The following is a 13,269-nucleotide window of genomic DNA, read 5'->3' as shown; positions in this document are numbered from 1 at the left end:
TCTCACTTCACCTGAAAAATCTCGCTCTGCACAATTTCATTCACCAGCGAGCGCAAGCCGTAGTCCTTTGCAGCAATCTTCTGCACAATCGCATCCACGGCAGGTCGATCAGTCGGTTGCGGCGCGCGGCCCGTGGCATACGTCACCAATTTGTTCGTGAGCGCTCGCGCGAGTTGCGATTTATCCTTTAAAAGCAACTGTTTGAACTGATCGACATTGTCAAACTTCTCGCCGCCCGGCATCACATCGCTGGGATCGACGGATTTGCCCTTGTGATAAGCCATGCGCCGACCGTCGACCGTGACCGGGGCGCCGTTGCCGGTGACTCGATACCAGTCACGCCAGCCGCCGATGCAGTCGAAACTTTCGAGCGCAAAGCCCGGTGGATCAATCTGGCGGTGACAGACGCCGCAAGACTCGGTCGAGCGATGCTTGGCGAGTTGCTCGCGAATGGTCGTCGCGCCACGGATGTCGGGATCGATGGCAGAGACGTTGTCGGGCGGCGGCGGAGACGGCTGGCCGAGGATGCGATCGAGCACCCAAGCGCCGCGCAGCACCGGCGACGTCGTCGTGCCGTTGGCGGTGACTTTTAGTACGCTAGCCATGGTCAGCACCCCGCCGCGATGACTCTCCGGCGGCAGCGTGGTCTTTTTGAATTCCCAGCCGACGACATCGGGAATGCCGTAGTGCTTCGCCAGGCGGCCGTTGAGCATGGTGAAATCGCTGGCCACGAAATTCGTGATGCTCAAATCGTTCTTCAGCAACTCGTCGAAGAACAACTCCGTTTCGCGAATCATCGAAACTTTCAGCAGATGATCGAACTCCGGATAAAGGATGTGGCTTGGTTCGGTCGCGTCGATTTCGCGCAGGCCCAGCCATTGGCCGACAAAGTTTGCAGTGAACGCTTGGGCTTTCGGACTGGCGAGCAGCCGCTCGACTTGTTCGCGCAGTACCTCGGGCTGATGCAGTTTCTGCTGTTCCGCGAGCGCGAACAGTTCCTCATCCGGCATCGTGCTCCAGAGAAAATACGACAACCGGCTAGCCAGCGCGAAGTCATCGAGCCGGCCTGGCTTCTCGCGCAAGAACAAAAAGTTTGGCGCAATCAGCACTCCTTTGAGTGCGGCTCGCAGGGCTTGTTCGAACGTGTAACCTCCGTCGAGCTTCGTCTGCACGATCGTCAGGTACGGTGCGATGTCCTCTGTCGTAACTGTGCGGCGAAAGGCACGGCGAGTGAATTTCTTCAGAATCCGTTCGGCATCGACTAGCGGCTGTTCGGAAACGACTTCGACTCGATCGCTGAAGTTGTAAATTTTAAACGTCTTTTGCGCGAGTTGGCCGAGCAAATCCTTATGGCTCAGCGGCGGCCAGCTTTCATTCAACGGTCCTTCGATCTCGATATATTGAACCGCCAAACCGGGCCCTTCCCACTTCGCGCTGCCCGTTTGCTTGACAGTGTTTGCGCCGGCGAGACCATAGGGCAACAGCGAGATCGTCGTCCGCGGCTCCATGTGCCGCGTGAATTCAAACACTTTCGGCGCGCCCGGTGGAGCATCAAAATAACTCACCAGACCACTCAGGCCGGTTAGGCGCGTGCCGCTAGCGGTAACGCGGAAGGTGACGGGTTTGTCGTTGCTCTGAATCGCCGAGGCGGAAATGCGAAAGAGGTAGTTGCCGCCGTCCTGTGGATAAAAGGTCGACGCGCTGACGTTGTGCCAATCCGATGAGCAGAAGCAGACGACCTCGCCATCGTCCAGAAAGCGATAGACGTCCTCCGTCGTGTTCTTCACCGGATGGCCGTCCTTGATGCTGTAGCGTTTGCTGATCAGCGCTGGCGGTTTGGGGCGGTTGCTGATCGCCATGTTGAGCGCGACATCGGCGGCTTCCAGGTACTTTTCCATTAGAAACGACGACGTGTGATGGGCCGCGCCGGCGTTATCAAACCCATCGGCAGCGGAATCGAGCGGCAGCTGATCCTTGAGGTTCACCTGCACCCCGAGCAGATCGCGCACCGTGTTCTCATACTCGCTCCGGTTCAAACGGCGAACGACCACGCGTCCTTGGGCGGCCCGGGCCGCAGTCTCTGCCGTGGCGATTCGCGGCGACAACCATGCCGTTAGTTTCTTCACTTCCTGCGCATCAGGCCGAGGCTTGTCTGCGGGCGGCATGTCGCCGGCGTCAAGTCGTTCGACTACGGCCGTCCATTGGCCGCGAGCCTTGTCATCGGCGAGATCAAGCGACAGCTTTTCGAGATCCAGATTCCCCTTGGGCTTGTCGCCCCGATGGCAAGCGACGCAGTGCTTCGAGAGGAACGGCTGAAATTCTGCGTGAAAACGTTGCGCGTCATCCGCAGCGGCTAGCGAAGTGCAACCTATCAGCAGAACGATCACCGCCGCATAAAAAAGACGTGCCATCGTGCCGCTCCGCCCAGCGATTCACTTCTGCGTTCTGCCTTCTTACTTCTGCCTTCCTAGATCCCCGCCAGACGTTCTTTCGCGTCACCGAATTCCTTCAGCTCGAGACCCATGCGGTCCATCAGCGATAGATACAGGCTGCAGAGTTTCCGCTTTTCATTTCCCGCATTGAGGAAATCGTGCGTGCGGCCGGTCTGCAACGTGCCTCCCAGGCCGCCCGCGAGGAGCAACGGCACCTGATTGGAATTGTGGGCATTCCAATGCTCGGAGACAAACATCAGGCAGCTATTGTCTAGCACCGTGCCGTCACCCTCATGCATATTCGCAAGACGATCGACGAGATAGGCGTACTGCTCGACGTGCGTCTTGACGATGCCCTGATATTCCTTGGCTTCGTTGCTGTGCGAATAGCTGTGGTGGTCGTCCTTGATGTTGAGATAAGGATAAACCTGACCCGACAAATCGCGCGAGAGGAGCAGCGTGGCAATGCGGGTACGGTCGGTTTGAAACGCGAGCGCGATGATGTCGCACATCAATCGCGAGTACTCGCGAAAGTCCTTCGGCTGACCAGCCGGTGGGCGCTGCGCGGAGGTTGGCTGGTTGTTTTCTTCCGCGGCAAATTTGTTGAGGCGTTGCAGCCGTTGCTCGGTTTCGCGGACGCTGCTGAGGTATTCGTCGAGCTTCACCTGATCCGATCGGCTAACCTGATTGCGGAGGCTGGTCGCTTGCTCGAGCACATCGTCGAGAATGCTGGTTTGCAGCGTGCTCGATTGGCCGCCGAACAGGCTGTCGAATGCGAGCGAAGGATGGAGCTCGATCGGAATCGGCGAGTCGGGGTTGCTCCAGGAAATGTGCGAGGCGTACACCATCGAGTATTCGCTCTCGTGAAACCCGGCGACCGGCTGTTCGCAGCCGAGCACGAGGCTCGAGAGGGCTGTTTCGTCTTCCCACTTTTTCGCGAGTCGCTGATCCATGCTCACCGCGCCGCGAATGAGGCGGCCACGCAGCAGCGCTTCGCCAGAAAGAATGTTGCCCGCGCAGCGCGCGTGACCGCCGCCGGCGTGCTTGTTGAACAAACCGTTGATGACGTTGAGCTGCGACTTGTGCTTTTCGAGTGAGGCGAGACTGGAACCGAGCTCCATGTTCGCGCCGGAACCCTTGGCCCACCAGTGCGGCGGCGAAATGCCGTCGCCGATGAACATGCAAGCGAAACGCTGCGTCGGCTTCTTCGGCGATTCGGCGCCGAGCAGATGGCGGCCTGACTCGAGCCAGGGGAGCGCGATCGCGGCGCCTAAACCTTGGAGCAGCAATCGGCGCGAGATTCCGTTCTTGTTGATCATGGCTTGGCTCCGGAGGCAGGATTGGGGCGGGGGGCGTTGCGATCGCGGAAGGCGGCGAGGGAAAAATCGCGGCATCGCTGGGTGCGAAACTGCGGGCTGGTGACAATCGTTTCCATCAGCGTATCAGATCGATAGCCGTTTTTCCGCAGATTTTCCTGCAACTGGTCGAGCAGCGGTTGATCGGAAAGTTGCAGCGATCGGCCGAGGGCATAACCGAGCAACTTGTGACTCAGCGTCTTGCCGAAATCATCGGCCCGTTCGGCGGCGAGATACGCGGCAAACTCAGGCACGCCGCGGGCTTCTTTGCCCGAGGGGAGCGGCACGACGTTATCGATGGCACGACCGGCAAGGTCTTGCTTCCGCGCGCGGCCGATAGCATCGAACCCTTCCATGGCCAGGCCCACGCCATCGAAGCGGACGTGGCAGCGAGCGCACTTGGCGTCCTCGGTATGCAGTGCGAGAAGCTGACGAATCGTCTTGCCGCCGGTGTCGGTTTCCTTAGCGGGCAGTGCGACAACATCGGGCGGCGGCGGCGGAATGTGTTCGCCGAGCAGATGATGGATCACCCAGAAACCGCGCTTCACCGGGCTAGTTCGCTGCGGCTGCGAATTCTTCGTGAGGAACACTGCCATGCCGAGGATGCCGCTGCGGCCTTGAGCATGCAGACCGCTCACTTCAAGCCATTCTTCTTTGTTGCCATTGAACGGCAGGCCGTAGTGCTGTGCGAGTCGCTTATTGACGAGCGTCTTGTCGCTGTCGAGAAGCTCAAGAAGAGGTGCATTGGTTTGTAACAACTTGGTGGTGAAGCGCGTCGGCTCTTCGAACATGGCTTGCCTCAGCGCGTCGTCGAAATTGGTGAAGACTTCGCGGCTGACCGATTCCTGTTCGAGAAAATCGCGATAGCGTAGCCAAGGGCCGAAGAATTCCAGGGCCAAGCCACTGACCTTGGGATCCTTCAGCATCCTCCGCGTTTGCCGCAGGAGTTCGTCTTTATCATGCAGCTTTCCCGCGCGGGCAACTCGCATCAGTTCTTCATCCGGCTGCGATGACCAGAGAAAATAGCTGAGTCGCGAAGCGAGGGCGAGATCGGACAATGGCTCGACCGTGTTGCCTGCAGCTGGCGGGTCGAGGTGATAGCAGAAGTGCGGCGAGACAAGCAATCGAATGACCGACGCGCGAACGGCTTGCTCGATGCCGTGCTCAGGATTGCTGCTCAACTTTTCGAAGAACGAACGCAGGTTGGCAACTTCCGCGGCAGTCGGGGGGCGGCGAAACGCTGTCGTGGCGAACGATTCGATTTGCGCCAAATAGTTAGCTTTCGCCTTCACAAGCAGTTCGCCGCGCTGCTTCAATCCATGCCGAATGTCTGCAAAGAATGTGTGAATCGGATGCGCGGCGATCTCGGCGGCAGAAAGATTCTTCACACCCGAACGCACGAAGTAAGCATCTTCCAAGCGTTGCACTGTTTCGATCTTCGCCAGGTCAGGATCTTCTTCCTTGAACGAGTCGAAGTCCGGATGCTTCATGAAATTTCGCTCGGAACGTTCAAAGAACACAAAGCCCCGCAGCATTCGCTCGGCGATCTGCGTGCCGAAATCGAGCTCCAGCCAGAGACGATCAAGCTCACGCCGCTCATCATCGCTCAGCACGTATTTACAGAGCGGTTGATCGTCGCGGAAGAAGCCCTCGATCAAGTGGTAGCCAGCCGAGAGCCCACGCGTGTCATCGACGTAATAAAAGCGGTTGGGGAAGACGCGGCAAAAGGCTTCACAAGAGGCCCGCAGTTCATCAGCAATCTTGTGATCGGGATTAACGAGCGGAAAGGAGAACTCAGCCAGCGACTTGCCAGTCGTAGCTTGTTCGGAAAGTGTGACTCGGGCCGCGCCGGCGGGCGAATGCTCGCGATCGAGCTGCGCGTCGATAAAGAACGCGAGCTGATTACCTTCCGGCAAGTCGTCGGTATCGATTTCAAAATCGAGTGTGGTGCCCGCCGAGATCGCGAACGATTTTGCGTCGATCTCAAGGCCGAGCGGATGTCTGCCAAGTTGGAGTTTGGCGAGTTGCTCGGGATTTGATTCTTTGAGAATTTCGAAGAGCGACGTATTGCGCTTCGAGTCATCTGGCCGATAGTCGCGCTCGCTGTTCGCCGTGCTGACGTTTGCGTTTTTGAAAATGACAAACGCTTTGTCGGATTCAGTCAGCGCGGCGATTTGCAGTACGAGACGGATTTTTTCTTTCTTCTGCAGATCGCGATACTCAACTTTGAAGCGTCGATTATCGCTCAGCAGACTCGCGTTGAAAGTGTCGCGAGTTGCTGCCGTCTTGTTGCGGCGATCAATGTGGTCAATCGGCGCATTGCCAGCGTTGCCGACAATCGCCTGCGTTTCGACGGCGCAAAGTTGCTGACTGAGCTTCTTGATTTCGGCTGCCAAATCTCTGATTTGTTGTTGGGCCGCGTTTGTCTGATCGGCGCCAGGAATCGCTTGCCAACGTTCTCGCAGATGGCGGACATATTGCGTTGATTGCGCTGGTTCGCCGCTCAGCAACTCGTGCAGCGCTGTGAGATACTTCGGGCTTAGCTTTTTCTCTTGGGCAAAATCTGCGAGCGATTGTTTCTCGGGCTGCTGCCGGAACTGCCAGACGGCCGTGAGATACTTTTCATAGTTCACCGCATGCTGCTCGTAGAAATCAAGCAGCGCTTGCTCGTGCAGCTTTTTCTGATCGGCGTAGGTGCTGGCCGCGTACGGCGCGAACTTCCAGCCGCTGGGGGTGAAGTCGATGTGATCGGCCACTTGCTGCGCGGCCGCGTAATACTTTTTGAAGAGGCCCGGCGACATCTGCAGGGCTTCGCCGGTGTTGCTAAAGCCTTCACCCGAAGCGGGATCGACAGGGAACGCATCGGCGGGGCGAATGTCGACGCCTGTCAAATCGCGAATCGTGTAGTTGTACTCCGCATTGCTGAGTCGCCGCGGCAGGACGAGGCCTGGATCGCCGACGAGTTTGTTCGCTTCGCTGCGGAGGAGTTCTTCCAGCGTTTTCAAAAACGTCGCACGATCGGCGGCGGAAGGTTGTTTGGCTTCATCCGGCGGCATCTCGGTGCTGCGAACGAACGTGATGACGTGCTCCCATTGCCGGAAGTCATCGGCGAGCTGTGCAGCTGATTTGTACTTCGTGAGATTGAGTTCAGCCGACGGCTTCTTCTCGTTATGGCACTCGAAGCAATAGGTTTTGAGGAACGGGGCGATTTGGGCCGTGAATGAATCTTCCGAACGCGCAGCGCCAAGTGCCACCAAGGTGAAGCACAAAGAAGCGATGATCCGTAGCGACTTCATCTACTTCTTCTCCGGCGCTGGCGGCGGTGTGAAACCAGGCGCTGCGTAGAACGACGTTACTTGCTTGCCGTCTTCCGCATTCCAAATAATCACCTGACCGTCGAACGTGCCGCCGGCGATTCGCTTCGTGCCGTCGTGATAGGCGGCGGTGAGGACCCAGTCTTTCGCGCCGGGGTATTCGCGAATCTGCTTTTGATCTTTCGCCGCGAACTGGCGGACCTTGTTATCGGCTGAGCTGGCGAGGAAGAACTCGCCGAAGTTGCCGAGCTTGTAGACTTCGCCGCCGAAGCCGACCTCGGCGGTGCGCTTGGCTTCGCTGATCGTCCAGCGCTGCACCTTGTTGTCGCTGCCGCTGGAGAAGACTTCGTTCCCCTCGGGATGAAACAGCACGCCGCGAACTTCCTTGTTGTGATTCGAATAAGTGATGAGCAAATCGCCCGTCTTTGCGTCGTAGACCTTCGCCGTCTTATCGCGACTGGCCGAGGCCAGCTTGTTGCCATCCGGGCTCCAGGCCACGGCGAAAACCCAGTCGCTGTGACTGGTGATTGTCAGCTGTTCTTTGCCGGTCGCGACTTCGAACACGCGAATCGCGCCGTCGGCAGCCGCGGTCGCAATGCGATCGCCGGCGTGATTGAACTGGCAGTCGTAAACGACGTCGCTGGTCGTGCTGATCACGCGAACGAGTTCGCCATTGTCGAGCTTATAGATGCGGCACTCACCGAGCCGGCCCGGCGCTCCGCAAGCAACCGCGAGCAACTGGCCATCAGGGCTGATCGAAATGCCGTACGTCCGTTGCCCCACATTGCTGATGCGGCGAATGAGTTGGCCGTCGGTCGGATTCCAGGCCGTCACTTCGTGATAGCCGGCGACGAGCAACTGCGAACCATCGGGCGTGAAGGCCACGGCGGTGATCGGCATGGTGGCGTTGTACTTTTCCGGCGCGGCGGGATGTTTCGGCGGTGGAATGTACGAGGCGAGTGGCGCCTTCGGGTCGGGCCCGTCGAAGTTCGCTCCCTCTTCGATCCATTTTTTGAAGAGTGCGACTTGCTCGGCCGTCATCGGATCGCCATCGAGCGGCATGCGTTCTTTCACGTCGGTGGAAATGAGCCGCCGAAAGCCTTCGCTGCCGTCGACGTCCTTGGCATGAAAACCGGGCGACGACGAATCGCCGGCCGCGATCACTTTTTCAAAGGTGTCGATCCGATAGCCACCCTCGGCCTTCTTCGGACCGTGGCAGGCAAGGCAATTGTTGACGAGGAGCGGCGCGATCTCGGCTTTGAAGCTGACGGGATCGGCATGGGCGGCGGCGCAAATCGAGAGGATGAACGCGGCCGTGAGGAGGGAATATTTCATGGCGGGATTTCGAACTAGCAGAGCGAACTAATGCTGAAACAAAAACTCATTCGTATTCAATAGCGCCCAACAAACGTCTTCGAGACCAACGGCTTGATCGCCCTTGGCGACAATGTGGGCCAGGCTGGCTTCGAGTTCTTTGGGCGTGGGTTTGCGAGACACCGCGGCGAGGTAAAGCTCTTCGATGATCTCTTCATTCTTCTTGCCAGCCGCGAGCGCTTTGCGAAAACGGTTGTTGGCGTCGCGGAGCTTGCCGTAGATCAGCGGGCCGTTGAAAAACTGGATAGCCATGCCAAGGTTGGAATCGCTGGTCCGTTCGCAGGCGCACACCGTTTGGCGTTCGGGTTGACCGAAGATTTTTAAGAAGTCGTGCTTGGCGAGATCGGGCGCGGGAAGTTGCGTGGCCTTGGTGCCAGCGGGCAGACCAGCGAACGCTTCCGGCAAGTCAGTGACGGCACAGATCGAATCGAGCAATTGTTCTGCCGACAGCAACCGCGGCTGATAATGAGAGAAATATTTCACATCATCTTTGTTCATTTCGTTCGGACGAAAATCGGCCTGGTAAGTCCGGCTGTTCAGAATCGTGCGCAGTACGTGCTTGCGATCGTAACCATGCTCGACAAAGTCCTTCGCGAGGCGATCGAGCAAGGCTGCATTCGACGGCGGATTCGATTCGCGGAAATCATCGGCCGGTTCGACAATGCCGCGGCCGAGCAGATGGCTCCAGATGCGGTTGACTTCGATCTTGGCGAAGTAGGGATTCTCTTTTTCGACAAGCCAATTGGCAAAGGTCGCGCGGCGGTCGCTGTCGGCGGGTGGATCGACATCACCACGCTGCGGCAGCCAGGGCTTCATCTGCTTGCTGGTCCGCGGCTGCGTCACTTCGCCAGCATTTGCCATGTAGACGACTAGTTCGTCGGCGCGGGCCGATTTCTTGCGCTGCACGCGGTTGAAGAACGCGGCCATGCCGTAGTAGTTGTCCTGCGTCCAGCGTTCGAACGGATGGTTGTGGCACTTGGCACATTGCAGGCGAGCGCCGAGAAAGACTTGCGAAATGGTTTCCACGCAATCGTTGGTGTCGGCGGCGGTGCGATAAAAGTTGGCGGCGGGATTTTGCAGCGTGCTGCCGCTGGCGACGAGCAGTTCCTTGGCGAATTGATCGTAGGGCATGTTGCTGGCCAGAGCTCGCTCGATCCAGCGGTGGTATTTGAACGTGCCACTGTTGCCGATCTGTTGATTCGTCAGGCGGAGAAGATCGCCCCACTTGAGGGCCCAAAAGCGAGCGTACTCCGATCGATCGAGCAGCGAGTTGATCGCCTTGGCCCGCTTGTCGGGAGAGGCATCAGCGGCGAACGCGCGAACCTCATCAACCGTCGGCGGCGTGCCGATCACATCGCAGTAGGCGCGGCGGAGAAACTCTTCGTCGCTGCAGAGACCGGACGGCAGATACTGCAACTGCTGCAATTTCGAATAGACGAGTTCATCGACGTAGTTGTTCGTCGTCGGCGCGGGCCACTGATAGCCGGGAATGTCTTTGACGAACGTGAGGAAGCAGGACTCGATGTGCTCGAGATAGCGAATAATGATCGCTGCTTCGCCGCGGTTCTTGCCGATGACGAGGCCCCCTTCGGTTACTTCGGCGATTTCGGAATCGCTTGACGAATAGCAGGCCAGCGGCGTAACGTCGCGGCTCGTGCCGTCCGAAAAATGGGCACGCACGGCCAGCTGCTGCGTGTGGGCGGGAAACTTGAGCAACCGGCCAGTTGGCGGCGTGACTTCGATCTTCACGCAGCGGGCCTGATCGGCGGGATCGGCCTGGCAGCCTTGCTCGATCCAGGAGCGAAGTGTCGCGAAGGCGGGATCGGACTTCTTCAACTTCTGGCCACCGCCATGCGGCACTTTCATCATCGGCTTGAGCAGCAGCAGGCTCTCATCGGGCGACATGGGATTGGCACGACGGCCAAGATCTTCGCGAACGAGCGTCAAACCATCGAGCACGGGATCGAAGGCCCGCAGCGACAGCCGAAAGCCACCCTTGCCGCTCGGCGAACCGTGACACGCGCCGCTGTTGCAACCGTTTTTTGAAAGGGCCACCAGGGCGTCGAATTCGAACGACATACGCTGCGGTTTCGCTGCGTCGGCAACTTCGACTGTAACTTTCGTCGACTGATCGCCGGCCGTAACCGTGATTTCGGCTGTGCCGTCCTGCAATCCGCGGACGACGCCGTTCTCCGCGGTGGCGAGAGCTGCGTTGGTTGATGCAAACGACGCGGCGCGGGTGATGTCTTGCACGCGGCCATCAGCGTAGTGAGCCGTGACGACGAGTTGCGCGGTGGTCTTCGCACCGCGGAGCTTCACCGCGGTCGGCTGGACTTCGATTTTTGCTGGCTGACCGACCTCGATCTTTTCGAGAGGGAGGTCTGCGGCAAAGAGCGCGGGCGCAATTGTGCAGAGGACCGCGCAGAGGAGTGCTCGTAAAACAGCAAGCGGTGCTTTTTGCATTTCCATCCTCCGCTAGGGTTTCTTCACTTCCAGTGTTGCTGCCGCGCTTTCGCCCGTCACGCTCTGGCCGGCTGCGGTGCTGGTCGCCGTTGCGACGAGTTCCTTGAACATGACCGGCGTGGCATCGGTGGAGGCGGTCAGTTCGATTTCGATTTCATTCGCGTCGGCGGCGAGCGTGATCTTCTCCGGCGCAGTGACGCCGGGCGGTAACGCTTTGAACTTCAACTCGACGGCAGCGCGATCTTCTGCTCGGCGCGAAACGGCCAGCTTTACTTTTTGCGTTTGTCCGGCGGTGATGGGGCCGGCGGGAGTTATCGTGACGGCGAGAGGATCGACGATGCTCACGACGACGTCATTCGAAGCAACCGCGAGGCCCGCGCCCGTCAATTCCGCATACGCAAAGTACCGCAGCGATTGTCGCGCGGCGGCGAGGTCTTTCGCGCCTTTCAGAATGATGTCATACGTTTCGGCTGGGCCGTTGCCGTTGCGTTTGACTTCGGCGGTGAGGCCTGGCGGGAGCTTTGTAAGGAGCACGGTCAACGGCACATCTTTGAAGGCCGCATTCGTCCTCTGCATCGCCAGCGTCAATTTCGTTTCGCCGATCTGGCGAAGGAAAGTGATCTCGGATTTGGTTTGCGAGAGGGTGTAGAACTCGTTCGCGTTGCCGAGGCCGGAGACGAGAATTAGGCCGTCGAGCCAGCCGGGCGGATAGATCATCGCGGGGCGAGCGAGACGGAGTTGCGCGAGGGTCGACATCGTCGCGGTTGGCGCTTCAGGCAATTCGGTCGCCGTGCCGACGATGCGGAGGGCCGCGACATCGGCAGCCGACCAATCGGCGGGGGGCAGCACGTAGAGCTTCGTTTCGGCAGCTTTGGCGGCGATGACATTATTCACGAGCTGCCAGCCGCTGCGCTCCGAATCGACGCTCAGCCGAATCGGCCCATCGTAGCCGTTGCGAACCGCGACGACATCGAGCGTGAAGCCGCCGCCAGGGCCGACGGCGAAACGAATCTTGTTCACCTTGGGATCGCTCTTCAGCGACAAGGCAAACGTCGGCCCGGTCACGGCTTCGATGCGATACGAGTAGTCACTGCCGCCACGGCCGATAAGATCGCTCACTTGCAGACGATACACGCCGTCGTCGGGAACGACGACCGATAGCGGCTCTTCTTCATTCTCGGTCGTCGCGGCTTCCCCCACGATTCCGCCCGTGGCATTCAGCAGTTTCAACGACACACTCGCCGGCGAACCGGCGCTGCGCGAAATCGGTTTGAACGTGACGCGCTGACCCTTGCCGATCGTGAGCGGAAACTCATCTTTCTCCTTCGCGGCAGCGAGCACACCATGGAGAGCGACGGGAAGAGCCAGCGGAGCAGGGCTTCCTTCGGCTGCACCCGGCAAGTCGTTCGAAATAATTGTCGTCCACGCTGCCCCTACGCTAAACGGCAAGCGGGGAGTGGAGTCGTTCGAGATCAGTTGAACAGGAGCAAGTCCATCCACACTCGGTCCGACAAAGCCGAGCGCCGTCAGCACGCCGCGCTGTACGCCGATGGGCATGCTCGTCGTGACCAGCGTAAACGAGCCAACCCGCAGCAGGTACTTGCCGTTGGCTTTGAAGCGGTTGTCGCGCAACTCGAGGATATACTTACCATCGGCCGGCGCGACGAATACACCGCGACAATCCGCTCCGGCGGCGACGTCGTCGTCGAGCATCAGCAGTTCTTTGCCGCTGGCATCGAGCACGCGCAACACACCGTCGAAATCGGCGCCCATTCGAGCGGCGACGAGATCGAGCGAAATCTTTTCATTGGCCTTCGCGGTGAACGAATAAAAGTCCGACGTCGCGCCGTCGCTAGCGCCGGCGATCGCGGCCGGCAGCGTCACTTCTTGCGGCGTGCCGGGCTGGCGGTTGTTGCCGTTGTCGGCGACCAGCGGTAGCTCGTCGATCATCACCGGTATCAAATCGCTCAAGCCGTTCGCCGTGGCGAACACCATGCCGCCGATACCGACGCACGTACCGGCTGGGATGTGCAGCTTGCAGACGAGTTGCTTCACGTCTTTCGCGGCGGGATCGTGACCGATCCATTCGCAGCGGGCGGGGAACGATGTCCAGAGGCGGGCCGCTCCCTCGAGCTTCGAGCCAGCAATGGTGATTTGTGTCGCAGTGCCTGGCTTGAGTACGCTAGGCGAAACGCTGGTGACGGCCGGTTGAGCGAAGGCAGGCGCTGCGCAAAGCAGCGCAATCAAGAGCCAGCCAAAGAGGATTGCGCGGCGCAGGAATACGGGCTTCATCACAGCGGCGCTCGTGGGGGGAGGGGAAAGGAGGCGGGC

At 59.3% G+C, this 13,269-nt stretch carries 6 protein-coding genes; all 6 read right to left on the bottom strand.

The features are described from left to right. Window positions 1–2: 2 nt before the first annotated feature. From M9Q49_RS14285 to M9Q49_RS14260, 6 genes are read right to left on the bottom strand one after another with little or no spacing between them, the layout of a single operon-like run. Complete coding sequence (locus tag M9Q49_RS14285; RefSeq protein WP_254509430.1) at window positions 3–2,411, bottom strand: DUF1592 domain-containing protein; 2,409 nt, start codon at window positions 2,409–2,411, stop codon at window positions 3–5. Between the two features lie 56 nt (window positions 2,412–2,467). Further along, window positions 2,468–3,751, bottom strand: coding sequence for a DUF1552 domain-containing protein (locus tag M9Q49_RS14280; protein WP_254509429.1), 1,284 nt, complete (start codon window positions 3,749–3,751; stop codon window positions 2,468–2,470). Beyond that, a complete protein-coding gene (locus tag M9Q49_RS14275) occupies window positions 3,748–7,083 on the bottom strand; it encodes a DUF1592 domain-containing protein (protein WP_254509428.1) in 3,336 nt (1,111 codons plus the stop codon). Before M9Q49_RS14275 ends, M9Q49_RS14280 begins: the two co-directional genes overlap by 4 nt. Next, window positions 7,084–8,436, bottom strand: a complete 1,353-nt coding sequence (locus M9Q49_RS14270; RefSeq protein ID WP_254509427.1) for a c-type cytochrome domain-containing protein — start codon at window positions 8,434–8,436, stop codon at window positions 7,084–7,086. A gap of 27 nt (window positions 8,437–8,463) precedes the next feature. After that, on the bottom strand, window positions 8,464–10,938 hold the full coding sequence (locus M9Q49_RS14265) for a DUF1549 domain-containing protein (RefSeq protein ID WP_254509426.1): 2,475 nt from the start codon (window positions 10,936–10,938) through the stop codon (window positions 8,464–8,466). Between the two features lie 12 nt (window positions 10,939–10,950). After that, a complete protein-coding gene (locus M9Q49_RS14260) occupies window positions 10,951–13,230 on the bottom strand; it encodes a PPC domain-containing protein (protein WP_254509425.1) in 2,280 nt (759 codons plus the stop codon). Window positions 13,231–13,269 lie beyond the last annotated feature (39 nt).

Origin of the sequence: Anatilimnocola floriformis (genome assembly GCF_024256385.1) — a bacterium.
Lineage (GTDB): Bacteria > Planctomycetota > Planctomycetia > Pirellulales > Pirellulaceae > Anatilimnocola > Anatilimnocola floriformis.
The sequence above is the reverse complement of the archived record's forward strand: the minus strand, read 5'-3'. Positions and strand labels throughout refer to the sequence as shown.

Bases quoted from the DNA above. Each gene is read 5' to 3' on its own strand.
- M9Q49_RS14285 (WP_254509430.1), bottom strand. From the start codon at position 2,411: ATGGCACGTCTTTTTTATGCGGCGGTGATCGTTCTGCTGATAGGTTGC.
- M9Q49_RS14280 (WP_254509429.1), bottom strand. From the start codon at position 3,751: ATGATCAACAAGAACGGAATCTCGCGCCGATTGCTGCTCCAAGGTTTA.
- M9Q49_RS14275 (WP_254509428.1), bottom strand. From the start codon at position 7,083: ATGAAGTCGCTACGGATCATCGCTTCTTTGTGCTTCACCTTGGTGGCA.
- M9Q49_RS14270 (WP_254509427.1), bottom strand. From the start codon at position 8,436: ATGAAATATTCCCTCCTCACGGCCGCGTTCATCCTCTCGATTTGCGCC.
- M9Q49_RS14265 (WP_254509426.1), bottom strand. From the start codon at position 10,938: ATGCAAAAAGCACCGCTTGCTGTTTTACGAGCACTCCTCTGCGCGGTC.
- M9Q49_RS14260 (WP_254509425.1), bottom strand. From the start codon at position 13,230: ATGAAGCCCGTATTCCTGCGCCGCGCAATCCTCTTTGGCTGGCTCTTG.